Origin of the sequence: Acinetobacter sp. WU_MDCI_Abxb74, assembly GCF_025513915.1 — a bacterium.
In the GTDB taxonomy this organism is placed as follows: Bacteria; Pseudomonadota; Gammaproteobacteria; order Pseudomonadales; family Moraxellaceae; genus Acinetobacter; species Acinetobacter calcoaceticus_C.
In genome coordinates, this window is sequence record NZ_JAHPRP010000002.1 from 144,240 (window position 1) to 169,660 (window position 25,421).

Below are 25,421 nucleotides of genomic sequence, written 5' to 3' on the forward strand. Positions count from 1 at the left end.
TATTGAGTGATTAGCGACCTGATTCGTCATTCCAGAGCAGTTTATGTAACTGAAGTTGGAAGCGAACAGGTAATTTATCATCCAGTATCCACTGTGCCAGATCACGTGCTAGACGTGGCAGGCCAACAGCACCTTTTTCAACTGCAAAGGCAGGGGAGAACCAAACGGTACTGACTTTTTTATGCAGTTGATATTTTTCAACTTGTTGCTTTGACCATTCATAATCTTCGCGGTTACAAATGACGAATTTAATTTGGTCACGCGCAGTCAAATGATCAAGATTGCTGATGAGATTACGATGTTCCTCACCAGAAGTTGGAGTTTTTAAGTCGAGAACTTTAGAAACACGCGAATCTACTTTTGAGACATCGAGCGCGCCACTGGTTTCTAAAGAAACATCAAAGCCAGCTTCACATAGACGTTGTAATAAAATCAAACAGTTTGGCTGTGCAAGTGGTTCACCACCAGTTACACAAATATAAGGCGTTTGAAATTGAGTAGCTGTTTCAATGATATGTTCAAGTGAAAAACGTTCACCACCTTCAAAAGAATAAGTGGTATCACAATAGCTACAACGTAATGGACAGCCCGTTAGACGAATAAATACAGTCGGTAGGCCAGAGGCATTTGCTTCACCCTGCAACGAGTAAAAAATCTCGGTAATGCGTAAACCGGACGCAGGGTCTGAGACAGGAATTGCAGAGGAACGTAAGGAAGCCATTCTAGAAATACCACACTATATAAAAAATAAAATCTCTACGATCAGTTTGACCGTAGAGATATTTGATCAAACTGAAATTAGTCAGCGCGTAACAAATCGTTCAAACTTGTTTTTGCACGTGTTTGCGCATCAACTTTTTTCACAATAATTGCAGCGTATAAGCTGTAAGTACCACATTTAGAAGGCAGGCTACCTGCTACAACAACTGAACCTGCTGGAACGCGACCATAGTGGATTTCGCCAGTTGCGCGGTCATAAATTTTAGTCGATTGACCAATGAAAACGCCCATTGAAATTACTGAGCCTTCTTCAACAATAACGCCTTCAACGATTTCCGAACGCGCACCGATAAAGCAGTTGTCTTCAATAATGGTTGGGTTCGCTTGTAATGGTTCTAAAACACCACCGATACCTACACCACCAGACAAATGAACGTTTTTACCGATTTGAGCACATGAACCTACAGTTGCCCAAGTATCAACCATTGTGCCCTCATCTACATAAGCACCAATGTTTACATAAGAAGGCATTAACACTACGTTTTTAGCTTGGAAGCTACCACGACGTGCTACAGCAGGAGGAACGACACGAACACCTGCTGCTTTAAATTGTTCTTCAGTCCAACCAGAGAATTTAGTTTCAACTTTGTCGTAGAAACGAAGATCACATGACTCGATTGGTTTATTGTCATTTAGTTTAAATGATAATAAAACAGCTTTTTTTAACCATTGATGAACAACCCATTCACCTTTGATTTTTTCAGCAACTCGAAGTGTACCGTTATCTAAACCAGCAATAGCTTCTTCAACAGCTTGGCGAATTTCGCTTGGGCAGTCTGCTGCAGTAAGGTTTGCGCGGTCTTCAAATGCTTGCTCAATGATCTTAGAAAGCTGAGACATGATCTTCCTTCCATAAAAAATTTTAAAGATTTTACACTAATTTGTGACAAGAATCTTTGAAAAAACGTGTTACGTTTAATTGAAGATACAAATAGGTTAAATGAAAATAAGCTTATTAGATAATCAAGTGTTTTTTACACAAAAATGATTTGAAAATAAAAATTTAACTCAATTTGTATCAAAAAATAACAGAAATCTAGCATTTTTTGTATAAAAAAGACTCTAAGCTCTCTTTATTATGATTTCAGTCACAAGATGAATAAATTAAAAACAAAGCCTTTTTGAGGAGAAAACTATGAAAGTATTACGTGTTTTAGTAACAACAACAGCTTTATTCGCTGCTGGTGCTGCAATGGCAGATGAAGCCGTTGTTCATGACAGCTACGCATTTGATCAAAAACAATTACTTCCTGTGGGAGTGCGTGCTGAGGTAGGTACAACTGGTTACGGTGGTGCTTTATTATGGCAAGCAAACCCATATGTAGGTTTGGCTCTAGGTTATAACGGTGGTGACATTTCGTGGACAGATGATGTTTCTGTAAATGGTACTAAATATGACCTAGATATGGATAATAACAATATCTATTTAAATGCTGAGATTCGTCCTTGGGGTGCTAGTTCTAATCCATGGGCTCAAGGCTTATATGTAGCTGCAGGTGCTGCTTATCTCGATAATGATTATGACTTAGCTAAACGTATTGGTAACGGTGAAACTTTATCAATTGATGGTAAGAACTATCAACAAGCAGTTGCTGGTCAAGAGGGCGGTGTAAGAGGTAAGATGAATTATGAAAATAATATTGCCCCTTATTTAGGTTTCGGCTTCGCTCCAAAAATTAACAAAAACTGGGGCGTATTTGGTGAGGTAGGTGCATACTATACTGGCAACCCTAAAGTACAGTTAACTCAATATAACCTTGCTCCAGTGAATGGTAATCCAACATCTGCTCAAGATGCAGTTGATAAGGAAGAAAATGAAATTCGTAATGATAATAAATATGAATGGATGCCAGTTGGTAAAGTTGGTGTGAATTTCTACTGGTAATATCCTAAAGAAAAAACGAGCCACGGCTCGTTTTTTTCATCTAGCAAAATAAAAGAGCTAAAAAGCTCTTTTATTTTGTTCTTAATTTTTATTCATCTGGGTAAGCAATTTTCTTAAGTGCTTTAATATCAGCATCTGGAGAGCACAGCGAAATAAATTCATAGCCATAACCGCGTAATAGATGGCCTTTACGAACCGCAATCCATGTCGTGTTTACACCAAAAATATCGGTTTTAGTTTGTTTTAAACGATGATCACGTTCTGTGTCATAAGCTACGGCATTGACAATTCCGACCCCCATGCCCAATTCGACATAAGTCTTAATAACGTCCGCATCAAGTGCAGACATTACGATATCTGCATCGAGGTGAGCTTCTTCGAAAGCTTTGTCAATTTTAGATCGACCTGTAAAACCCCCATGATAAGTAATGAGTGGATAGTCCGCTAAAAGTTCAAGCGTAATCTTGTCTGCCTTCACTAAAGGATGATTTTGCGGTGTAATAATGCTGTGTTGCCATTGATAGTAAGGAATACTTGCTAGATTTTCTTCAGTCGTTAAAGACTCTGTAGCAATCCCAATATCTGCCTCACCTTGTAAAAGCATTTCTGAAATTTCAACAGGGCTGGCTTGTTGTAAAATCAAATGAACTTTAGGAAATAATTTCTTAAATTGATTGACGATCGGAGGCAGTACATAACGTGCTTGAGTATGGGTCGTCGCGATCGTTAATGTCCCTTCATCAACTTTATTAAAGTCTTCTGCAAGGCGTTTAATATTTTCAGCATCAACCAACATGCGTTCAACAATGCCAAGAAGAGATTGTCCTGGTTCGGTTAAACCTAAAAGACGTTTACCTTTTCGTATAAAAAGTTGTACACCTAGCTCATCTTCTAAATCTTTAATATGTTTACTTACACCCGATTGAGACGTGTAGAGTGCAGCCGATGCTTCGGTTAAGTTAAAGTTTTGGCGTACAGTTTCTCGGATAATTCTTAATTGTTGAAAGTTCATTCACACTTTTCCTCAAAAGAGGTGAGGAACTGCTTTAGTTCCGCAAGATATTTCCTCACCAAATATATTTCTTAAGCAACTTGATCTGCAAATAAGTGCAGTTGTGATGCACTTACCCAAACAGTTTGATTTGGTTTAAATGCATGTAATTTTGCAGCTTCATTGCTCAGAGCAATCTCAATTAAACGTCCATTACGGTCTTGTAATTCCGCCACAACTTTTCCAGCAATCCAGATTTCACGTACAAAAGTCGCTTCAATAGTATTAGCCTGCGGTTGCGAGTGAATATGTAACTCATCTGGACGGGCAAAAGCAATCACTTTTCCTTGAGGTGCCTCAACTAAAGTTGGTAATTGAATACGGTCATTGCCAATACGGATAATACCGCCTGTGTTTTCACCTTCAAAACGATTTGCCTGACCCAAGAAATCAAATACAAATGGCGTCGATGGTTTTTCATAAACTTCACGAGGAGAACCAATCTGCTCGACATTACCTTTATTCATGACAATAATCTGGTCTGCTACTTCAAGTGCTTCTTCCTGATCGTGGGTCACAAAAATTGAAGTAATGTGCAACTCATCATGTAGGTTACGTAACCAGCGACGTAATTCCTTACGGACTTTGGCATCTAAGGCACCGAATGGTTCATCAAGCAATAATACGCGTGGTTCTACTGCCAAGGCGCGTGCTAAAGCAATACGCTGGCGTTGTCCGCCTGAAAGCTGAGCAGGGTAGCGGTCTGCCAAAAATCCAAGTTGAACCAGATCAAGCAAACGAGTCACACGTTTTTTAATTTCAGCTTCAGAAGGGCGGGTTGCACGAGGACGAACACGTAAGCCAAAGGCAATATTGTCAAATACGGTCATGTGGCGAAATAAAGCATAGTGCTGAAATACAAAGCCGACCTGACGCTCACGCACATGTACATTGGTTGCATCTTCTCCTTCAAGCAGCACTTGACCGCCATCGGCTGACTCTAGGCCCGCAATAATACGTAGTAGAGTTGTTTTACCGCAACCAGATGGGCCGAGTAGGGCAACCAGTTCACCTTCCGGAAAATCTAGGGAAATATTTTTAAGCGCATGGAATGCACCAAAGTGTTTTTCAATATTTTTAACTTGAATACTCATGTGTTCATTCCTTACGAATTAGTTGAATGTGGTTCTGGTTTGTCTTGGCGTAGTTCTAACCAAGTTTTTAGTACCAGTGTTAATAGGGCTAAGAAAGCAAGTAATGAGGACACGGCAAACGCTGCACTAAATGTGTACTCGTTATATAGAATCTCGACATGAAGTGGCAGGGTATTGGTTTCACCACGGATGTGACCAGAAACCACTGATACTGCACCAAACTCACCCATTGCACGGGCATTACACAAAATCACGCCATAAATGAGGCCCCATTTAATGTTGGGTAGTGTGACCTTCCAAAATGTTTGCCATCCTGATGCGCCGAGTACAATTGCTGCTTCTTCTTCTTCAGTGCCTTGAGCTTCCATGAGGGGAATTAACTCACGAGCGACAAATGGAACAGTAATAAAAATAGTGGCTAAAACAATTCCAGGTACGGCATACAAAATCTTGATGTCATGGTCCATTAACCATCCGCCAAACCAGCCTTGCGCACCAAAAATTAATACAATCATTAAGCCGGCAATAACAGGTGAAACCGAAAAAGGCATGTCAATGATGGTGGTTAAAATGGCTTTACCTTTAAATTGAAATTTGGAAACTGCCCATGCTGCTGCAACACCGAATACCACATTAATTGGAACGGCGATTGCTGCGGTTAACAGCGTTAATTTCACTGCCGATAAGGTATCTGGGTCAATTAAAGCCTGAACATAAACTTCAAGTCCCTGTTTAAATGCTTCAACAAAAACCAGAATAAGTGGCAACATCAGGCAGCTTAAGAAGAAAATCAAAGCAACCGTAATGAGCGTGTAACGGACCCAAACTGGTTCGCGGGTGGCATCACGTGATTGCAATTTAAATGCAAGTGCATTGCTGTCGCTGTGTAGGTTCATGTGATATTTCTCCCTGTACGACGGTTTGCCCAGACTTGAAGTAAATTAATGGCAAATAAAATGATAAAAGAGAGAACTAACATGACAGCAGCAATCGTTGTTGCACCCGCGTAATCATATTCTTCAAGACGTGAAATGATCATGAGTGGAGCAATTTCAGTTTTAAAAGGTTGGTTACCTGCAATAAAAATAACCGAACCATATTCGCCAACGCCGCGGGCGAATGCTAAAGCAAAGCCTGTAAATAGGGCTGGTAATAAAATAGGCAAAATGATTTTTGTGATGGTTTGCCAGCGATTTGCCCCAAGTGCCGATGCCGCTTCTTCAAGTTCAGTTTCGATATCACTCAAAACAGGTTGTACTGTTCGTACAATGAATGGAATACCAATAAATACTAAAGCTAAAGTAATCCCGATAGGCGTGTACGCAACCTCAATACCCAGTGGCACTAAATATTGGCCAATCCAGCCGGTAGGAGCATAGAGTGAGGTAAGTGCAATACCTGCAACTGCGGTTGGTAATGCAAAAGGTAAATCTACTAGGGCATCAACCAGACGTTTTCCGGGGAAGTTATAACGTACAAGGCACCAAGCCAGAAGCAAGCCAAATACAACATTAATAAAGGCTGCAATTAACGCTGAACTAAAGCTGAGTTGAAGCGACTTTAAAATACGTTCAGAAGTTAAAATTTCCCACAACCCGTCCCATCCGATTCCAAATGATTTGATAAAGACTGCGGCTAATGGAATAAGCACAATAAAAGACACATAGGCGAGGGTGAAACCTAATGAAAGGCCAAACCCAGGCAGCACTCGGGATCGCTGCGACATGATATTTCCTCAAAGAGAAAAGCCTGCTGAAACCAGTAAGCGAATAAATAAAGATAAACAGTGCGATAACAAAGATGGGTATTAAGCAAATTTCAAAGAGAAATGAGTTTTTACCGGGTCGATAGATGAGCGACTACACATCGAATTTACTGGAATCAAATAATTCAGCAGGGCTGGAAAGGGACCAAAACCCGATGCAACATTAATATGACCAACTTCCCCTAAGTTAATCGGTTCTAGACGCCAAGCTTTTGCAAGCTGTAAGGCATCTACAAAACCCAACCATGGGTCATTTTCGCTAATGAGCAGCGTAGCTGGAACATCAATTCGCAAATGGTAGAAATACTCTTTGTAGTCAGTCAGACTATGCCGAGCAAAGCCTGCTTCACCAAAACGTGCCGGATTGGCTGGAGCCACCAAAATAAGTTTTTTGACTTGGCTTTTTAATTCAGGGTACTCAGCTAAAGCTGCGACACTGGTTAAGCAACCAAAGCTATGTGCAACAATTTGTACAGGAGCTTTTACTGCTTTAACGGTGTTAATGAACTGCTCAATCCATTCACTTAATACGGGTCTATCCCAGTTTTTTTGCTCAACACGAGAACTAGACACGAGTTGACGCTGCAACCAAGATTGCCAATGCTGATGTTCACTTCCACCTACGCCTGGAACAATTACAGTGTGAGTCATGTCTGTTCTCCTTGTCTTTAGTGCAAAGAATTACTTCTCTGTACTATTGATTTTCACGATTTGATCGAAAACACCACCGTTATCGAAGTGCTGTTTTTGCACCTTCGTCCAGCCACCAAATTCTTTATCAATCGTAACCAGTTTCAATGGCTTAAATACATTGCTGTATTTTTTAAGCACGGCTGCATTACGTGGACGATAGAAGTTACGTGCTGCAATTTCTTGACCTGCTGGAGAATACAAATAGTTGAGATAACCTTTAGCAATGGTTAAGTTGCCTTTTTTGGTTGCATTTTTCTCGACAATTGCTACAGGAGGTTCAGCTAAGATTGAAAGGGATGGAGTAATGATTTCAAACTTGCCCGGTTGTTCACGAGTTGCTAAATGTGCTTCATTCTCCCAAGCGAGTAAGACATCACCAATACCACGCTCAGCAAAAGTTGTAGTTGCACCACGCGCACCTGAATCTAAAACTTTGGTGTGTTTATAAATTTGACGAACAAATTCTTGAGCTTTTGCATCGTTACCACCTGCTTGATGTTTTGCCCATGCCCATGCAGCAAGATAGTTCCAACGAGCACCACCAGAAGTTTTCGGGTTTGGTGTAATAATTTCTACACCTGGTTTGATTAAATCACCCCAGTCTTTAATTTGTTTAGGATTACCTTTACGCACTAAAAACACGATAGTTGATGTGTATGGAGTAGAATTCTGCGGTAACTTTTTCTGCCAGTCAGTTGGAAGTAATTTTGCTTTTTCAGCAATTTCATCAATATCTGCTGCAAGTGCTAAAGTAACTACATCTGCATTTAAGCCATCAATAACAGCACGAGCCTGTTTACCAGAGCCGCCGTGTGATTGTTTAAACTCAATATCTTGACCAGTACGTTGTTTCCAGTAAGTACCGAACTGTTTATTGAAATCTGTATATAACTCACGAGTTGGATCGTAAGAGACGTTTAAAAATTCTTGAGCTGCAAATGATGAAACTGAAAGAAGTGCAGCGATAACCCCGACTTTTAACTGAGAAAAACGCATGAGATAAGTCCTCAAAAAATATGAAATGTTCAAAACATGAACGAAGAATAGCGCTAGTCTTTATTCTAAAAAAATAATAAAAAACGAATTTAATATGAAAAAAATAGAAATAGTAAAAACAGATAAGTTATTCTTAAATCTTGATATATAACAAGTTTCAAAAGTAGATACGAAATCGGTATAATTTTTAAAAATCAGTCATTTATTATTTAAATGAAAGGTGTTGTATTGTTGGATCGTTTTAAGCAGAGGGTGGATTAAACATGTGGTGTTTTAAAAATGGGCAACCTGTTGAAACCATTCCTTTACTCGATCGAGCATTTCATTATGGTGATGGATGCTTTACCACAATTCGTGTTTTTCAAAACCAGATTGAGCTTAAAGAAAGACATTGGGAACGGCTAAAACTTGCATGTCAAAAACTGTCTTTAACTGCAGATTTCGAATTAATAGAACAGAGTTTACAGCAACTACAAAAACAGCATCTTGTGCTCAATGGCACTTTAAAAATTGTGATTAGTCGTGGCGAAGGTGACCGTGGTTATAGTTTGCCAAAGCATAATGCTGATATTTATATCTGGTTTTATCCGAAAGCTTTAGAGCCATTTCAGCCAGACTCTATCCAGTGTGGCGTTTTAAATCAGGCCTTAGGTTTAACCATGCCAAGCTTAGTTGGGCTTAAATCTTTAAACCGTCTTGAACAAGTATTGCTAAAAAAAGAAGCAGATCAACTAAGGTGGGCTGAAGCATTAGTTACTGATGTACAAGGTTATATTGTTGAAGGGGTCAGTAGTAATTGTTTTATTCGTTTAAATGATGGATGGATTACTCCCGAACTTCGCTATAATGGCGTCCACGGTGTAATGCGGGCAGAAATTCTGGCGCGTATGCAGCACCATGGTATTGCCTGTGAAGTACGTGTGGTTGAATTAGATGAAGTATCTGAAATACAAAGTCTATTCTTCTGTAATGCTTTACACCCTATGCGAGTGGTCACTCATTTAGGTGAAAAAACGCTAGAAACACAGGCATGCATAGATTTATTTCATATCCTTAACTTGAATCAGATTCATTAATATGCCGAAGCCACCTGTGAATGCGAAAGCAAAAAACGCCAAGAAAAATAACAAGAAACAAGCTCCAAAATTTTCTAAGCGACTGGTTTTAATTGGCCTTTTTATTGTCTTAATTTCTACTTTTGCCATTTTATGGTCGAGTTTATTTAAAGCTTATCCTATTGAAGGCAAAAAACAGATGTTATCGATTACATCTGGTGAAACCTATTCTGGTTTTATTGATCGGTTGGCGAAAGAAGGCCAAGTTAGCTTTCCAGTAGTATTGAAGCTTTATCAGAAATTTATGATTCATGACAGCATGAAAGCTGGTGTGTATGAAATTGAACAGGGAATGAGTGTAAGAGAAGTATTAGAGATGTTATCTGATGCGGATAATGCTCAGATGAACCGTGTTTTGGTCATTGAAGGTACAACTTTTAAACAGCTTATTACTGCACTAAAAAATGATAAAAACGTAAAAAATACAATATTAGATTTACCTGACGATCAGCTCATGAAAGCATTGGGCATTCCGTATGATCATCCTGAAGGTTTGTTTGCACCGAATACCTACTTTTTTGCTAAAGGCGAGACTGACAAGAAAATCCTTACCGATTTATATCATCGCCAAAGGAAAGCATTGGATGCAGCTTGGGCAAATCGTGCACCAAATTTACCTTATAAAGATAAATATGAAGCATTAATTATGGCTTCTATTGTTGAAAAAGAAACGAGCTTAGACAGTGAACTCACACAGGTTTCGGGTGTTTTTGTACGCCGTTTAAAAATGGGTATGCGTCTACAAACTGATCCAACTGTGATTTACGGTATGGGTGAAACTTATCGAGGTAACATTACCCGAGAAGACCTTCGTACCCCAACAGCATATAATACCTATACCATTAATGGCTTACCGCCAACACCAATTGCTTTGCCGAGCCAGAAAGCAATTGAAGCTGCGTTGCATCCAGATGATTCAAACAACATCTATTTTGTTGCAACCGGAAATGGTGGTCATAAATTTACGGCAAGCTTGCAAGCGCATAATCAAGCGGTGCAAGACTATTTATCCGTGTTGAGATCGAAGAAATAAGGAAAAAAGATGTTTATTAGCTTTGAAGGCACGGAAGGTGTAGGCAAAACTACGCTTATTCGAAAAATTCATCAGCATTTTGAAGAACAAGGTAAACAGGTTGTTTTAACACGTGAACCGGGTGGCACACCGCTAGCTGAACAAATTCGCGCTATGCTTTTGGCGGTTAATCATGATGAAAATATGAGTCATGATACTGAGTTGCTTCTGATTTATGCTGCCCGTGCGCAACATTTACAGCAAGTCATTGTACCTGCTTTAGAAGCCAAAAAAATTGTGCTAAGTGACCGTTTTACCGATGCAAGTTTTGCTTATCAATGTTCTGGTCGTGGTTTAAGCCAAGATAAATTACAGCTTTTAAATCAGAACTTTGTTTCACGCATGCCAGATATTACATTCTGGTTAGATGCACCGATTGAGTTAGGCATGGATCGCGCACGCGAACGCGGAGCTTTAGATCGATTTGAACAAGAAAAGTTAAGCTTCTTTACCAAGGTTCGTGAAGGTTATGAAACCTTGTGGAAAGCTGAACCAGAACGGATTAAGCGATTAGATGCTACACAAAGTCCTGATCAGGTTTTTGAGCAAGCTTTGCAATATTTAGGATAGATAAGTGTATGGGCCACTCTCATATTTTATGGGAGTGGTTAAAAATAACGACAATTCTGGTTTGAATCGTCATAGAAAATATTCTTCATTTTCTTATGCTATCTTACATATGATTTATAGATTGAAGAATAACAAGGATGAAAAGTTCAAAAGAAGAAATCGTGGCTTTTCTTAAAAAGGAATTTCCACAAAGTCTAGAGCATTGTACTGTTGAATCAGTTACCCCAAAAGCAGCAGTTGTTTATTATCATATCGATCAAAAGCATCAACGTCCGGGCGGCACAGTATCTGGTCCAACCATGATGACTTTGGCTGACTTTGCTTTATATATTGCAATATTGGGTGAAATTGGAATTGTTGGTTTAGCTGTGACGACTAATTTTAATATTAATTTTTTAAGAAAACCCGCAGGTGATCAAGACTTGCGCAGTGAATGTAAACTGATGAAAGTCGGGAAGAGCTTGGTTGTTGGTGAAGTTTGGATTTATTCAGTGGGATTAGATGAACCTGTGGCGCATGTTACCGCGACTTACTCAATTCCACCTCGATCATAAATATTAAAGTAATAAAAAGCACAGTCTGAACTGTGCTTTTTTGTAGAAAAACAGCTTAAATATCAGTATTAACCAATGGTTGTTCTACTGCAAAATTAGGCGGAGTCAAAACGGTCTTGCGTATTTCTTTAGAGGTTTCTGGATAATCTAGAGTGTAGTGCAAACCTCGAGACTCTTTACGTTGCATTGCACAACGAACAATCATCTCAGATACGAGAACAAGATTACGCAGTTCAATCAGATTCTTGCTCACACGATAGTCTTGATAGTATTCAGTAATCTCACGCTTTAACATTTCAATACGGTGTAAAGCACGTTCTAAACGTTTCGTGGTTCTGACAATACCGACGTAATTCCACATGGTGGAACGTAACTCATCCCAGTTTTGTAAAATCACCACATCTTCATCTGGGTTGGTAACTTGAGAGTCATCCCAACTTGGTACTTCTGGAAGTTTTAAATCTTTATCAAATTTATTTTCGATGTCTTTTGCTGCACTCATCCCATAGACGAAGCACTCAAGTAATGAGTTGCTTGCCATACGGTTTGCACCATGTAAACCCGTATAAGACGTTTCCCCAATCGCATATAAGCCTTCAATATCGGTCTGGCTATTTGAGTCGACTACAACACCGCCACACGTGTAATGAGCAGCAGGTACGACAGGAATCATATCTTTGGTAATGTCGATGCCAAGTTCTAATAAACGTGCATAAAGTGTAGGGAAGTGTTCTTTAATAAATTCAGGTGATTTATGGGTAATGTCTAACCACACATGGCGAATACCGAGGCGTTTGATTTCATGGTCAATGGTTCGCGCTACAATATCGCGTGGAGCAAGTTCTGCACGATCGTCAAAACGCAGCATGAAACGTTCACCATCAGGCAAGCGCAAGTAAGCACCTTCACCACGCATCGCTTCGGTAATTAAAAAGGAACGAGCTTGAGGGTGATAGAGACAAGTTGGATGGAACTGATTAAATTCCATATTGGCAACACGGCAACCTGCACGGTAAGCCATGGCAATGCCGTCCCCTGTAGCAATATCTGGATTAGATGTGTAGAGGTAAGCTTTCATTGCACCACCGCAAGCAAGCGCGGTAAATGGTGCAAGGACGGTATGCACCTTTTCTGTATTTTCATCTAATGCGTATAAACCAATAGCACGGTTCGCTTGTTCGGTATGGCCTAATTTATGTGTTGTAATTAAATCAATCGCAATATAATTTTCAAAAATAGTAATATTTTTTCGTTCTTTAGCGCGTTCAACTAAAGTTGTTGAAATAGCTTTGCCTGTTGCATCAGCAGCATGAATAATACGGCGGTGTGAATGGCCACCTTCTCGGGTTAAATGAAGTTGTTCATCTTCGTCTAGGGTAAATTGAACGCCTTGCTTTAATAGAAAATCTACAGAAGAGCGACCACCTTCTACAGTATGCTGAACCGCATCCATTTCACACAAATGAGCCCCTGCAATCATAGTGTCATTAATGTGCTGTTGAATAGAGTCAGTCTCATCAAGAACAGCAGCAACACCACCTTGAGCATAGAAGGTACTTGCTTCGGTTAAAGCAGCTTTGGCTAAAACTGCAATATTAAAATGATTTGGTAACGATAAAGCCAGACTTAAACCAGCGCCGCCGCTGCCCACAATAATCACGTCAAAGTGGTGAATTGTCTGTAAATTAGGCATGTCCATTCGCAACAATTTAAAACGTCCGCTAATGACACCCCTTTTTATCTAAAAAGGCAAGAGCTTAAGCGCTCTAACTCACAGAAAAATTGCAATTGGCTTAAAAAGTTGCAATGCGTAAAATAATCATTGTGATGATGTATTACAAATAAACATATTGTTACCCACAACTCCAAAGTGTTGTGATACAAAAGTTTTATTCTTTTTCTCGTAGACCAATTGTGGGTGAGCACCAAATGAAAACTCGCTATTTACAACAAGGAATGTATGCAGCGGTATTTACAGTTGCTGCTGTTCAGACAAATGCTGCTGTTGATTTTTCAAACCTCGTTGAACAAGTTAGTCCAGCAGTGGTGAGTGTGAATGTCGTAAAAAAAATGACTCAGGATGAGTTGTTGCAGCAGCAAGTTCCTGAAATTTTAAAACGTTTCTTCGGAAATCAGGTCATCATTCCACAGCAACAAGGCCCACAAGAAAAGACTGCATATGGTAGTGCATTTTTTATTAGTAAAGATGGTTACCTACTCACAAACCATCATGTGATTGAAAATGCTTCACGCATTAGTATTACTTTAAATGATCGACGTGAAATTGATGCAACAGTTGTTGGTAGCGATGAGCGTACAGACGTTGCATTGTTAAAGGTGACCGGAAATAGCTATCCAGCTTTACGAGTAGGGAACGTTGACCGCTTACGAGTAGGAGAGCCTGTTTTAGCAATTGGTTCTCCATTTGGTTTTGACTATTCAGCATCTGCGGGTATTGTCAGTGCTAAATCACGAAATATGATGGGCGAAACTTCAGTACCGTTTATTCAAACTGATGTTGCGCTAAATCCCGGTAACTCTGGTGGGCCACTATTTAACCAAAATGGTGAAGTGGTCGGAGTTAACTCTCGTATATTTAGCGGTACTGGCGGATATATGGGGTTATCTTTCTCTATCCCAATTGATGTAGCAATGGATGTAGCTGATCAGCTTAAAACTAAAGGTAAGGTCACACGTTCTTATCTTGGCGTAATGATGCAAGATATTGATCGTAATCTTGCAGATGCTTACAAATTGCCTAAGCCTGAAGGCGCTTTAATTACTCAGATTTCTCCAAACTCACCTGCACAAAAAGCAGGACTTAGAGCTGGAGATGTCATCTTAAAATTAAATGGCGTCCCTGTACTTCGTACTAGTGATTTACTCTATTCTTTGAATAAGGTACAACCAAATCAAACTGTTCAGTTTGAAGTATTACGTGATGATAAAACCCGTAATATTTCGGCGACTTTAAGTACTGCACCAGATGAGACTCCTGCTACAGGAGCACAAGCTGCGGTGTCTAAAGGTCCAGTTCTAGGAATGAGCATTCGTGATTTAGCTGAACCAGAAAAAAGTGCTTTAAGTGTAAAAGGTGGTATCTATGTACAAGATGTTCGCCGTGGTGGCTTAGCGTCATTGTCAAATATCATTCCGGGTGATGTGATTATTCAAGTCAACAATAACCAGATTTTAAATAGTCAGGATTTTGCAAAAGTTGTTTCTAACTTGCAAAAAAATACGGTAGCACGTGTTGCGATTATTCGTCAGGGACAACGCGCAATGCTTGGTTTACGTATCCAGTAAACTTAAAAAAGAAACAATGAACCACCTTAAATATGGGTGGTTTTTTGTTATTTATCTTGAGCGTATAGTGATATCTACCTACACTTATTTTAGTTTGAACGTTAATAAATAAGAGTGAACATTTGTGAGTAGTATTTTTGATTTACATATTCAGGTACAGTCACATCATATTGATGCATTAGGACATGTGAATAATGTAATGTATGTACAGTGGATGCAAGATGTAGCTGCTGCTCATGTTGAAACATTAGGAGTAGGGGTAACTAAGTATCTTGAGTTAAAGCATGCAATGGTCGCGGTTGAGCATCATGTGCAATATCGTAAAGCTGCATTTGAAGGTGAACAAATTGTATTACGCACATGGTTAGATGATATCAACGCGCTTTATTCTTTCCGCCAGTATGTATTTTTCCGTCCATCAGATCAGGCTGTATTATTTGTTGGAAATACCAAATGGGCATGTATTGAAATTGCCACAGGGCGCCCAAAACGAATGTCTCCAACTTTTACCCATGCATACAAGCCACTTGATTCAAGCATAAACCCTTATGATTTTACTGTTTCTTATACATGAGGTTGCTTAAGAAGAAATTGGGCTGCATTGGCCTTTTAAAAACATAAGTAAAAGGTAATGATTATTTTGGATACTTTAAAATATCCATCTGTTATAATCGCACGCAATTAATTTAACTGCTTTGGCTGTGTATTAAAACAAGCTACATAGCACTCTATATTTTCTCAAGGTAACCCATGGCGCAAGCTAAAAAATCCGTCGATATCAAAAATATACGAAATTTCTCGATTATTGCTCACATTGACCATGGTAAGTCTACATTGGCTGACCGTTTTATTCAGATGTGTGGTGGTCTACAAGATCGTGAAATGCAAGCCCAAGTCTTGGACTCAATGGAGCTTGAGCGTGAACGTGGGATTACCATTAAAGCCGCTTCTGTCACGCTGTATTACACTCATCCGAATGGTCAGGAATATCAACTTAACTTTATTGATACTCCTGGACACGTAGACTTCTCGTATGAAGTTTCTCGTTCTTTAGCCGCATGTGAAGGTGCGCTATTGGTTGTAGATGCTGCGCAAGGCGTAGAAGCACAATCAGTTGCAAACTGTTATACCGCAATTGAACAAGGTCTCGAAGTTCTTCCTATTTTAAATAAAATTGATTTACCGCAGGCTGAACCTGAACGTGTAATTCATGAAATTGAAGAAATTATCGGAATTGAAGCAACCGACGCACCAACCTGTTCAGCAAAAACTGGTTTAGGTGTTGAAGGTGTTTTAGAGCGTTTAGTCGATGTTATTCCATCACCTGAAGGCAATCGTGATGCTCCATTGCAGGCATTAATTATCGATTCATGGTTTGATAACTACCTAGGTGTAGTTTCTCTTGTACGTATTAAACAAGGTCGTATCCGTAAGGGCGACAAAATGTTGGTTAAATCGACAGGACAAACTCATCCGGTAACTTCAGTGGGTGTATTTAATCCTAAGCATACTGAAACAGATATTCTTGAAGCTGGTGAAGTAGGTTTTGTTATTGCGGGTATTAAAGATATTTTTGGTGCACCAGTAGGTGACACTATTACCCTTGCTGCTACACCTGATGTTGCTATTTTACCGGGTTTTAAAAAGGTTAAACCGCAGGTTTATGCTGGTCTTTTCCCGATTGATGCGAGTGATTTTGAGCCATTCCGTGAAGCACTACAAAAATTGCAGATCAACGACTCGGCTTTATTTTTTGAACCAGAAAGCTCAGATGCATTAGGTTTTGGTTTCCGTTGTGGCTTCTTAGGAATGCTACACATGGAGATTGTACAAGAGCGTTTAGAGCGTGAATATGACCTTGATCTAATCAGTTCTGCGCCTACCGTAATTTATGAAGCATTAACCAAGAAGGGTGAAACGATTTATATCGATAGTCCATCAAAAATGCCAGACGGATCTACTGTAGAAGATTTGCGCGAGCCGATTGCAGAGTGTCATATCCTTGTTCCTCAAGAATACTTAGGGAATGTAATGACCCTATGTATTGAACGCCGTGGTGTTCAAAAAGATATGAAATTCTTGGGTAATCAAGTTTCTATTACCTTTGAAATCCCGATGGCTGAAGTCGTTATGGATTTCTTTGATAAATTAAAATCATGTTCTCGTGGTTTTGCATCGCTAGACTATAACTTTGTACGTTTCGAAAGTTCAGCTTTAGTTAAGGTTGATGTATTAATTAATAGTGACAAGGTTGATGCCTTGGCTATGATTTGTCACCGTAATGACGCACGTCATCGTGGTATTGCATTGGTTGAGAAAATGAAAGATTTGATTCCTCGCCAAATGTACGACGTTGCTATTCAGGCGGCTATCGGTGCACAGATTATTGCTCGTTCTACTGTAAAAGCGATGCGTAAAAACGTATTAGCGAAATGTTATGGTGGTGACGTTTCACGTAAGAAAAAACTACTTTCTAAACAAAAAGAAGGTAAGAAACGTATGAAACAAGTGGGAAGTGTTGAAATTCCACAAGAAGCGTTCTTGGCTGTATTGAAAGTAGAAAGATAAGAAATGAGGGTAGGGGGAAGCAAAATATTGCTTTTCCCTACTTTAAGACAAGCAGCTAGGCTGCGAGTGAGGTCGTGTGGATTTTGATTTTAATTTAATTCTTGTTCCAGTTACGCTGATTCTATTTGCAGTGTGGTTGTTAGATAAACTTGTATTCAAACAGCGTGCAAATAAAGGGCGCGGGAACGAAAATTTTGTTATTACCTGGGCCTATGACTTTTGGCCAGTTTTAGCTGTAGTACTTGTACTTCGTTCATTTCTTTATGAACCATTTAATATTCCATCAGACTCTATGGTACCCACTTTAGAAACTGGTGATTTTATTCTGGTTAATAAATTTGATTATGGTGTGCGTTTACCTATCGTCAATAAGAAAATTATTGATGTGGGAGAACCCAAGCGTGGTGATGTGATTGTATTCCGTTATCCACCTCAACCTACCATTAGTTATATTAAACGTGTAATCGGTTTGCCGGGTGATCATCTTGTTTATGATCATGGACAATTGATTATTAACGGACAAAAAGTACCGAAAGTATTAACACAGTTTAGTCGCGAAAAAGATGTGTTAGATACCCCAACGTCTATTTATCATAAAGAGACGATAGGTGAGCACACCTTTATGATGCGTGAACTTGAAGGCGTAAATGTGGCGCGTCAAGCACCGTTTATCAACTATGTTGAAAATGGTAAATATGCAAACCAAGACGGTTTATATTGGGAAGTGACTGTTCCAAAAGGACATTACTTTGCAATGGGAGATAACCGTGATCAAAGTGCAGACAGTCGTTTCTGGGGCTTCGTTCCTGAAGAAAATTTAACAGGGCGAGCATTCTATGTGTGGATGCATAAAGAACCGGGTTTACATCTTCCTAACTTTGGCCGAAATGGAAAAATAGATTAAAAACAACCATTAGGAAAAAAAGAAATGCGTAAGGCACAACAAGGTACTTCGTATTTAGCAATTTTATTTGGGGTGGTTATATTTGCAGTTGCAGTAAAAGCTGTACTTGCAGTTTGGCCAGCATATTGGGATGATCGCTTGATTAATAATCAGATAGAGGAGCTTTTACAAGAAAGCTCTTCTGAGATCACACCACAGAAGTTTGCGACACAAATGGATCAGCGACTGGAAATGAACAATATTCGTGATCTCCACTTTAAAGAGATTGCGCAAGTGTTTAATCAGTCTGGTCTGATAGTCAAAAAGAAATATGAAGTAAGAAAACCTTTCTTATCAAATATTGATTTAGTTTTAACATTTGAGAAGAGTTTTGATAAAACATCAGTTCAAACTAAGTGATCCTCGCTTATTGAGTCGAATCGGATATCAATTCAAGCAGCTTGAATTGTTACAGTTAGCTTTGACTCATCGTTCGGTGAGTCATAAATACAATTACGAGCGCTTGGAATTTTTAGGCGATTCATTATTAGGTATGATTGTTGCCAATTATCTATATCATGCCTATCCAAATGAAAACGAAGGTCGTCTAACGCGTATGCGAGCGACTTTAGTACGTCAGGAAGCTTTAGGTAAGATTGCAACCGATTTGCAACTTAGTCGGTGTTTAATATTAAGTACGGGTGAATTGAAATCTGGTGGTCATCATCGTGAGTCAATATTGGCTGACACGGTAGAAGCGATTATTGGTGCAATTTATATTGATAGTGGTGATCTCAACTTACTTACAGATATTGTGCTAAAATGGTATGTACCCTATTTAGACCATATTGAACCTACGGATCAACTTAAAGACCCGAAATCACGTTTACAAGAGTATCTACAAGCACGTAAAAAACCTCTCCCTGTTTACGAGGTTGTAGATATTCAGGGTGATGCACCTCACCAGCACTTTAAAGTTGAATGTTTGATTGATGGTTTATCAAAGATTTATGGTGAGGGTTCAAGTCGTCGTTTTGCCGAGCAGGCAGCAGCGGCGGAAATTTTAAAGTTATTGGAGCAATAACCTGCATGTCGATGCATTCTGATCAAATCAATCCAGATTCAAATGATAACCAAGATCCTAATAATCTGATTGATCAATTTTTTAGTTCCAAAGGCGTGACAATTCCTTCGGATTTTAAGAGCGGATTTGTGGCGATTGTAGGACGTCCAAATGTGGGTAAATCTACCCTCATGAACCATTTGTTAGGTCAAAAGCTCTCTATTACTTCGCGTAAACCTCAAACAACACGTCATAAAATTATTGGTATTGATTCGCGTGAAAAAATGCAGGCGGTATATGTAGATACCCCAGGTATGCATAAAAAAGAAGTACGCGCTATTAATAAAATGATGAACCGTGCAGCTCATTCTGCATTACGTGACGTCAATTTGGTCTTATTTGTTATTGATGCTTATAAGTGGACCCCAAATGATGATTTAGTGCTTGAAAAACTCAAGAATGCTGAAATGCCAGTTATTTTGGTGATTAACAAGGCTGATACTTTTGAAGATAAAAGAGATATTCTGCCTTTAATTCAAGAGCGTGCAAAGCTTATGAATTTTGCCGAGATCGTTCCTGTATCTGCATTACGCGGAGCAAATCTGGAACACTTGAGTGAAACGATTGAGAAGTATCTTCCTTATCAAGCGCCTTTGTATTCATTTGATCAGATTACTGACCGTTCTGAACGCTTTTTAGCTAGCGAAATTATTCGTGAAAAAATCATGCGCCAGTTAGGTGAAGAACTACCTTATGATTTAACAGTACAAATCGAATCTTTCAAAACGGAAGAAGCTGCTGTTAGTGAAAAAACGGGTCGTTTAAAACCAGCTTGTACTTATATTGATGCAACGATTTTTGTAGATCGTGCGGGCCAAAAAGCGATTGTAATTGGTGAAAAAGGTGCCAAGCTTAAAACAATCGGTATGGATGCCCGAAAAGACATGGAAAAAATGTTTGAGCAAAAAATTATGCTCACACTTTGGGTGAAAGTGAAGGGTGGCTGGTCTGATGATGAGCGTGCCTTAAAAAGCTTAGGATATAGTGATATCTAAAGGATAAGGATAAGGATAAGGATACTGGTATGAAAACAATTACATCATTGGTGACTATAGTTGGATGTACATTGATGTTACAAGGTTGTGTATATAAGCTTGTAACCGTACCAGTAGGGATCGCCTATAAAACTACAAAAGGTGTTGTCAAAGGTACAGCGGCTGTTGTAGGTGCGGTGATTCCTGATGGTGATGATGAGGATGACAAAAAAGAAAAAGAATCTGAGGAATAGTTTCTTTTTATGATGCGCAATGAAGTCCTCCATGGATATATGATTCATCACCGTAAGTACCGTGAAAAAAGTCATATTGTGCATCTTTTTACTCAGGAATATGGGCGAGTCGATGGTATTTTAAGACAGACTCCGCCCCCTCAGTATCAACCTATCCGATTACAAGCGACAGGTAAAAGTGAGCTAAAAAACTTTACCAAGTTAGAAATATTAAATCAGCCTGTTTTCTTTTTTGGTGACGCCTTTTTTGCCGGATTTTATTTAAGTGAAATCATTCTTCGGCTATGTCCACTAGAAGAACCAATGCCTCAATCTTTTGAGCAATATCAGTTAACGCTATTGCAGTTACAGCAGTTGGCTTCTACTGATCACCCCGATCTTTTTTTAAGACAGATACTGCGCCAGTTCGAACATGTGCTTTTGCCTGAATTGGGATACGCACTTGATTTTTCAGTTGATACTCAGCAGCAGCCGATTCAGCCTCATCAGTTTTATCAATTTCAAGTGACCGAAGGTTTTGCTCCCATTGCGCAGGCGAGTCGTTCCTCTTTGTCAGGAAAAGCGATTTTGTCTATGGTGGATTATGAGCAAGGGCAGGATTTTTCTCACGAACAACTGCAATTATTAGGTAAACTATACCGTCAAATGATTACATCGCTTTTAGGAGATCGTCCTCTAAAAAGTCGACAATTGTGGATTCAAAATACTCAAACTCAATCGTAATTAGGATTTATTTATGGCTGCATTGCTTGGTGTAAACATAGACCATGTTGCTACTTTAAGACAGGCGCGCGGTACTACTTATCCAGACCCTGTAGAAGCTGCTCTCATTTGTGAACAAGCTGGTGCAGAAGGGATTACCTTGCATTTGCGTGAAGATCGTCGCCATATTCAGGATGATGACGTACGTCGTATGCGACCATTATTAAAAACACGCATGAATCTAGAAATGGCTGTTACTGATGAAATGGTTGAGTTTGCCAAAGAAATTCAGCCACAGCATGTATGCTTCGTGCCAGAAAGACGCCAAGAAGTAACAACTGAAGGTGGTTTAGATGTAGTAGGTAACTTTGATAAGGTTAAAGCTGCAACTCAGGCCTTGGCTGCTATTGGTTGTGATGTATCATTATTTATTGATGCCGATTTAGCTCAGATTGATGCAGCAATTGCTTGTGGAGCACCTACTATTGAATTACACACGGGGGCCTATGCAGACGCGATAACAGAACAAGAGCAGCAAGAAGAACTAGCACGTATTATAAAAGGTGTGGAATACGCAGCTTCAAAAGGTTTGGTGGTAAATGCGGGTCACGGACTTAATTTAAAGAATGTTGCTCCAATTGCTGCTATCTCACAAATTCACGAGTTAAACATTGGGCACTCGATTATTGCTGACAGCATTTTTGTAGGTCTGGTTCAAGCTGTTAAAGATATGAAAGCGGCAATTCAGGTGGCAGGTTAATTGGTTATGTCGAGTATCAATTACGATGAATTAATGCAACCTGTCTTGGCTTTTTTAGGATGCCAAACACCAAACGCGTGGTTAGATGAGGCAATTAATAATTTAGATATCTTGATGCAAGATCATGCTAATTGCGAAAAAAAAGCAGCTAGTACAGCAATGAACTTAATGTTCCGTTATAGCTTTTTTCCTGATTTGCAAGTAAAGCTTGCACAACTAGTACGGGAAGAAATGCTCCATTATGAACAGGTGCTTGAGCTTATGGCCAAGCGTGGTCAGAAATGGGATGGCTTAAGTGCAGGGCGCTATGCGGGTGGCTTGCGTAAAGAGATTCGTACTTATGAACCCGAAGCTTTAATTGATGTACTAGTGGTAGGTGCTTTTGTTGAGGCTCGCTCATGCGAACGTTTCCATGCACTTGCTCCACGCGTAGATGAAGAGTTGGGGCGCTATTATCGCTACTTGCTTAAGTCGGAGTCTCGTCATTTTGAAGACTATTTGGCACTTGCACTTGATGCTGCAAAAAATACAAAAATGAAAAATCCTAAAGAGGATATTCAACAGCGCATTGAGCATATTCGTGAGGTTGAAAAGAATCTGGTTTTAACGCCTGATGATACCTTCCGTTTTCACAGTGGTGTGCCTGCATAATATTAAAAGTTTTAAAAAAGTTTATCTTATCTAGATAAACTTTTTTATTTTAACCCTTTAATTTTAAATTAATTTTTAGGATTGGTTAGCTCAGATCTGCGCTGTTTATTACCTGTTAATCTTAATAAAACTATATTCATATATTTTTATTTTCTCGATTTTTATTATTCGTAATAAAATTTTCGAAAATTTTTATTTTTAAAGTAATAACGAATATTATGTAAATATACAGATAAGATTGTTCATAATCGGATCAACTAAAGTAGTCAAATATTTTAAGGATATAAGAATGTTAGCATTAGTTACGGGTGCCTCGGCGGGCTTTGGTTATAGCATTTCTAAAAAACTGATTGAGTTAGGTTATAAGGTTATTGGCTGTGGAAGACGGGCAGAAAAACTAAAAGAATTACAGCAAGAGCTTGGTGATAAATTCTATCCGTTAGTATTTGATATGACAGATACGGCAGAAAATATAAATAAAGCATTGGTTGCTTTACCAGCCGAATTTCAAATCAGTCAAATTGATTTATTGGTTAATAATGCTGGTCTAGCATTAGGGTTAGAGTCAGCAGATAAATCAGATTTGGGTGATTGGTACACTATGGTTGATACCAATATTAAAGGGTTGATCACCGTTACACGGTTAATTTTACCGAATATGGTGAAGAAAAAGTCCGGTTTAATCATCAATATGGGTTCTATTGCAGGTACATATCCGTATCCGGGCGGTAATGTTTATGGTGCAACTAAAGCATTTGTGGAGCAATTTAGTTTAAATCTTCGAGCTGATTTGTCTGGTACTGGCATTCGAGTAACTAATATTGAGCCAGGTCTTTGTGGTGGTACAGAATTTTCTTTAGTACGTTTTAAAGGCGATCAGGAGAAAGTGAACAATCTATATGATAAAAAGAACCCAATTTTGCCTGAAGATATTGCAAATACGGTAGCGTGGGTTGCATCACAACCTCCACATATTAATATTAACCGTATTGAAATGATGCCTACTTCTCAGTCTTTTAATCCTTTAAAAGTTGTTGAGGTAGAGTAATAAGGTTCAGAATGAACCGATAGTGAGTTTATAGATGCTAGGTCTTTTGAATTTTGATTCGGACATTGAATGAAATTAATCATTAAATCCTCTATGTTATGAGAGGGGTTTTTTTATAGTTATTGATAAATTTATGGCAAAAAAAAGCCCGCTTTAATACTGCGGGCTTTTTAGTATTTGGCTCTCCCACCTGGGCTCGAACCAGGGACCTGCGGATTAACAGTCCGTCGCTCTACCGACTGAGCTATGGGAGAATCTGCATGCGATTATAAGGAGATTTTGAGAAGGGTCAAGTGTAAATTGCCATGTTTACTTTATTTTTGTGCTGTATGCTTTTTATTTGATCAGTTAAGGGGTGAGCTAAGAAATTACTTGCACTTTAAAAAATCAATTGCTAAATTCGGAACAGAACAAGCGTTTGAAGAAATTCAAACAGTGTGGATTTAAAACCAACTTGCCAGCACTAAAATGGCTAAATCGGAGATAAGTATGAAAACACTTACTGTTGCCTCTATTTTTTCTAATTTTGATTTTTATCAACGTAATTATCTCAATATTTTAAGTCAACCAGAATCTTATTACACGCCTGTAGAGGGTGCGTCGATTGATGCTTATCCTTTTAAAAAGCAGGACTTGTATTTAGGTGATTTATTGCAGCTTTGGTTTAGTTCCAAATGGAATGTGCATAGTTCACTAAAAATTTTAAAAAGTTCAAAACTATTAAACCCTTCTAAAGCTTTATATATTTTTCAATTAGAAGGAGAGTTGCTGCTGGGCAAAAATAAAGTTCTAGCTTGGTCTGTTGAACATCAAGAGGTGGTAGAGCTTCAACTCAAGAATATTTGGGCTTCTTATGTCGTGGCACAAACCTGTGACCGTCCAGATAATCCAGTTTACTCAATAAAAAAGGCAGCGGTTTAAAGCTGCCTTTAATGATTATGGACGAATAATCATGCAGGTTGCTGTTGCATAGGCATACAGTTTACCTTCCTCATCAATAATCTTTCCTTCGGAAATTCCTAAGTTTTTACTTAAGTTAATGACTTTACCTATCGCAATTAAAGGGTGGTTCTTTGGAATAGGGCGACACATTTTTACGTTAAGATCGATTGTTCCGTAGCCTACACCAGCAGGTAACATCGTATGTACTGCACAGCCAGTCACAGAATCTAAAACTGTAGCAGCAAAGCCACCATGTACGCCGCCTAGCGGATTTAGATGATTATGATCTGCTTGGGCTTTAAAAGTAACAGACCCTTCTGAAATTTCAGTAGGTTGCATAGGTATGGTTTTACTAATACTTGCTGCTGGAATATGGCCATCAATCATCGCTTGTAAAAATTCAAGACCAGTCATTTCCATCGGATTTTTCATTTTTGAGTCCTTTAATTATATAAGTTCTTAAATGGAACTTGTTGTTAGCCTATTATTAAGTCATCGATATGTCAATTCCACGAATTAAAGATTGAACTGATGAGTTGAAGACTTACAGCTTACCTACGGAGCATAAAACATCTTTATTCTAAAAAGTGGAATAAATTAGTTGCATAATGAATTAGATAGATAAGAAGTTCTTC

At 39.0% G+C, this 25,421-nt stretch carries 29 protein-coding genes and 1 tRNA gene; 19 read left to right on the forward strand and 11 right to left on the reverse strand.

Annotated elements, in window-relative coordinates; translation table 11 throughout:
- Positions 1-10: 10 nt before the first annotated feature.
- Complete coding sequence (gene queE, locus KTH84_RS06750; protein ID WP_133972243.1) at positions 11-721, reverse strand: 7-carboxy-7-deazaguanine synthase QueE; 711 nt, start codon at positions 719-721, stop codon at positions 11-13.
- A 77-nt stretch (positions 722-798) separates the two neighbouring features.
- Complete coding sequence (gene dapD / locus KTH84_RS06755; RefSeq protein ID WP_262472587.1) at positions 799-1,620, reverse strand: 2,3,4,5-tetrahydropyridine-2,6-dicarboxylate N-succinyltransferase; 822 nt, start codon at positions 1,618-1,620, stop codon at positions 799-801.
- A 295-nt stretch (positions 1,621-1,915) separates the two neighbouring features.
- On the opposite strand from dapD, the gene carO reads away from it, so the two are divergent.
- A complete protein-coding gene (gene carO, locus KTH84_RS06760) occupies positions 1,916-2,665 on the forward strand; it encodes an ornithine uptake porin CarO type 1 (RefSeq protein ID WP_133972245.1) in 750 nt (249 codons plus the stop codon).
- An 88-nt stretch (positions 2,666-2,753) separates the two neighbouring features.
- Here the strand turns inward: carO and KTH84_RS06765 are convergent, their stop codons facing one another.
- From KTH84_RS06765 to KTH84_RS06790, 6 genes are all read right to left on the reverse strand, one after another.
- Positions 2,754-3,677 (reverse strand): CysB family HTH-type transcriptional regulator, encoded by a 924-nt coding sequence (locus KTH84_RS06765; RefSeq protein WP_003650277.1) that lies wholly within the window; start codon positions 3,675-3,677, stop codon positions 2,754-2,756.
- A 71-nt stretch (positions 3,678-3,748) separates the two neighbouring features.
- The gene (locus KTH84_RS06770; RefSeq protein WP_003650279.1) at positions 3,749-4,810 is read right to left on the reverse strand and encodes a sulfate/molybdate ABC transporter ATP-binding protein; all 1,062 of its coding nucleotides are present in this window, start codon (positions 4,808-4,810) and stop codon (positions 3,749-3,751) included.
- Between the two features lie 11 nt (positions 4,811-4,821).
- On the reverse strand, positions 4,822-5,706 hold the full coding sequence (cysW, locus tag KTH84_RS06775) for a sulfate ABC transporter permease subunit CysW (RefSeq protein ID WP_262472590.1): 885 nt from the start codon (positions 5,704-5,706) through the stop codon (positions 4,822-4,824).
- Positions 5,703-6,536 (reverse strand): sulfate ABC transporter permease subunit CysT, encoded by an 834-nt coding sequence (cysT, locus tag KTH84_RS06780; RefSeq protein WP_202743030.1) that lies wholly within the window; start codon positions 6,534-6,536, stop codon positions 5,703-5,705. Before cysT ends, cysW begins: the two co-directional genes overlap by 4 nt.
- Before the next feature lie 81 nt (positions 6,537-6,617).
- The gene (locus tag KTH84_RS06785) at positions 6,618-7,226 is read right to left on the reverse strand and encodes an RBBP9/YdeN family alpha/beta hydrolase (RefSeq protein WP_262472591.1); all 609 of its coding nucleotides are present in this window, start codon (positions 7,224-7,226) and stop codon (positions 6,618-6,620) included.
- Between the two features lie 30 nt (positions 7,227-7,256).
- A complete protein-coding gene (locus tag KTH84_RS06790; RefSeq protein ID WP_042898110.1) occupies positions 7,257-8,264 on the reverse strand; it encodes a sulfate ABC transporter substrate-binding protein in 1,008 nt (335 codons plus the stop codon).
- Between the two features lie 263 nt (positions 8,265-8,527).
- On the opposite strand from KTH84_RS06790, the gene pabC reads away from it, so the two are divergent.
- The 4 genes from pabC to KTH84_RS06810 all read left to right on the forward strand — a co-directional run bounded on the left by pabC (position 8,528) and on the right by KTH84_RS06810 (position 11,575).
- The gene (pabC, locus tag KTH84_RS06795) at positions 8,528-9,340 is read left to right on the forward strand and encodes an aminodeoxychorismate lyase (protein ID WP_262472592.1); all 813 of its coding nucleotides are present in this window, start codon (positions 8,528-8,530) and stop codon (positions 9,338-9,340) included.
- A gap of 1 nt (position 9,341) precedes the next feature.
- Positions 9,342-10,412, forward strand: a complete 1,071-nt coding sequence (gene mltG, locus KTH84_RS06800) for an endolytic transglycosylase MltG (RefSeq protein WP_202743026.1) — start codon at positions 9,342-9,344, stop codon at positions 10,410-10,412.
- A gap of 9 nt (positions 10,413-10,421) precedes the next feature.
- On the forward strand, positions 10,422-11,021 hold the full coding sequence (tmk, locus tag KTH84_RS06805; RefSeq protein WP_262472594.1) for a dTMP kinase: 600 nt from the start codon (positions 10,422-10,424) through the stop codon (positions 11,019-11,021).
- A gap of 137 nt (positions 11,022-11,158) precedes the next feature.
- Positions 11,159-11,575: a PaaI family thioesterase gene (locus tag KTH84_RS06810; protein ID WP_202743024.1), complete on the forward strand. Its 417-nt coding sequence runs from the start codon at positions 11,159-11,161 to the stop codon at positions 11,573-11,575.
- Positions 11,576-11,630: 55 nt separating this feature from the next.
- On the opposite strand, the gene nadB is transcribed toward KTH84_RS06810, so the two are convergent.
- Complete coding sequence (gene nadB / locus KTH84_RS06815; protein WP_262472595.1) at positions 11,631-13,274, reverse strand: L-aspartate oxidase; 1,644 nt, start codon at positions 13,272-13,274, stop codon at positions 11,631-11,633.
- A gap of 230 nt (positions 13,275-13,504) precedes the next feature.
- Between nadB and KTH84_RS06820 the strand changes: the two genes are divergently transcribed.
- From KTH84_RS06820 to KTH84_RS06875, 12 genes are all read left to right on the forward strand, one after another.
- Complete coding sequence (locus tag KTH84_RS06820; RefSeq protein WP_197730988.1) at positions 13,505-14,881, forward strand: Do family serine endopeptidase; 1,377 nt, start codon at positions 13,505-13,507, stop codon at positions 14,879-14,881.
- Between the two features lie 124 nt (positions 14,882-15,005).
- Positions 15,006-15,455: an acyl-CoA thioesterase gene (locus KTH84_RS06825; protein WP_262472598.1), complete on the forward strand. Its 450-nt coding sequence runs from the start codon at positions 15,006-15,008 to the stop codon at positions 15,453-15,455.
- Positions 15,456-15,631: 176 nt separating this feature from the next.
- A complete protein-coding gene (gene lepA / locus KTH84_RS06830; protein ID WP_133972255.1) occupies positions 15,632-17,449 on the forward strand; it encodes a translation elongation factor 4 in 1,818 nt (605 codons plus the stop codon).
- Positions 17,450-17,525: 76 nt separating this feature from the next.
- Positions 17,526-18,353, forward strand: coding sequence for a signal peptidase I (gene lepB / locus KTH84_RS06835; RefSeq protein ID WP_262472601.1), 828 nt, complete (start codon positions 17,526-17,528; stop codon positions 18,351-18,353).
- 24 nt (positions 18,354-18,377) lie between these two features.
- A complete protein-coding gene (locus KTH84_RS06840; RefSeq protein ID WP_133972257.1) occupies positions 18,378-18,752 on the forward strand; it encodes a DUF4845 domain-containing protein in 375 nt (124 codons plus the stop codon).
- On the forward strand, positions 18,724-19,416 hold the full coding sequence (rnc, locus tag KTH84_RS06845; RefSeq protein WP_004643662.1) for a ribonuclease III: 693 nt from the start codon (positions 18,724-18,726) through the stop codon (positions 19,414-19,416). The genes KTH84_RS06840 and rnc overlap by 29 nt, the downstream gene beginning before the upstream one ends.
- Before the next feature lie 11 nt (positions 19,417-19,427).
- Positions 19,428-20,450, forward strand: a complete 1,023-nt coding sequence (gene era, locus KTH84_RS06850; protein WP_133976197.1) for a GTPase Era — start codon at positions 19,428-19,430, stop codon at positions 20,448-20,450.
- A 29-nt stretch (positions 20,451-20,479) separates the two neighbouring features.
- Positions 20,480-20,683 carry an NF038104 family lipoprotein gene (locus KTH84_RS06855; protein WP_133972259.1) on the forward strand — a complete coding sequence of 68 codons (204 nt, stop codon included), beginning with the start codon at positions 20,480-20,482 and terminating at the stop codon, positions 20,681-20,683.
- Positions 20,684-20,692: 9 nt separating this feature from the next.
- Complete coding sequence (locus tag KTH84_RS06860; protein WP_262472604.1) at positions 20,693-21,406, forward strand: DNA repair protein RecO; 714 nt, start codon at positions 20,693-20,695, stop codon at positions 21,404-21,406.
- A 13-nt stretch (positions 21,407-21,419) separates the two neighbouring features.
- Positions 21,420-22,145, forward strand: a complete 726-nt coding sequence (gene pdxJ / locus KTH84_RS06865; RefSeq protein WP_133972261.1) for a pyridoxine 5'-phosphate synthase — start codon at positions 21,420-21,422, stop codon at positions 22,143-22,145.
- 6 nt (positions 22,146-22,151) lie between these two features.
- Positions 22,152-22,796 (forward strand): tRNA-(ms[2]io[6]A)-hydroxylase, encoded by a 645-nt coding sequence (locus tag KTH84_RS06870; protein WP_262472607.1) that lies wholly within the window; start codon positions 22,152-22,154, stop codon positions 22,794-22,796.
- A gap of 289 nt (positions 22,797-23,085) precedes the next feature.
- Positions 23,086-23,844 (forward strand): SDR family NAD(P)-dependent oxidoreductase, encoded by a 759-nt coding sequence (locus KTH84_RS06875; RefSeq protein ID WP_262472608.1) that lies wholly within the window; start codon positions 23,086-23,088, stop codon positions 23,842-23,844.
- Positions 23,845-24,022: 178 nt separating this feature from the next.
- On the opposite strand, the gene KTH84_RS06880 is transcribed toward KTH84_RS06875, so the two are convergent.
- Positions 24,023-24,098, reverse strand: a tRNA-Asn gene (locus tag KTH84_RS06880).
- 46 nt (positions 24,099-24,144) lie between these two features.
- Between KTH84_RS06880 and KTH84_RS06885 the strand changes: the two genes are divergently transcribed.
- Positions 24,145-24,291 carry a hypothetical protein gene (locus KTH84_RS06885; protein ID WP_133976199.1) on the forward strand — a complete coding sequence of 49 codons (147 nt, stop codon included), beginning with the start codon at positions 24,145-24,147 and terminating at the stop codon, positions 24,289-24,291.
- Between the two features lie 42 nt (positions 24,292-24,333).
- The gene (locus KTH84_RS06890; protein ID WP_262472610.1) at positions 24,334-24,765 is read left to right on the forward strand and encodes a hypothetical protein; all 432 of its coding nucleotides are present in this window, start codon (positions 24,334-24,336) and stop codon (positions 24,763-24,765) included.
- 15 nt (positions 24,766-24,780) lie between these two features.
- Here the strand turns inward: KTH84_RS06890 and KTH84_RS06895 are convergent, their stop codons facing one another.
- Complete coding sequence (locus KTH84_RS06895; RefSeq protein ID WP_262472611.1) at positions 24,781-25,218, reverse strand: PaaI family thioesterase; 438 nt, start codon at positions 25,216-25,218, stop codon at positions 24,781-24,783.
- Positions 25,219-25,421: the final 203 nt, after the last annotated feature.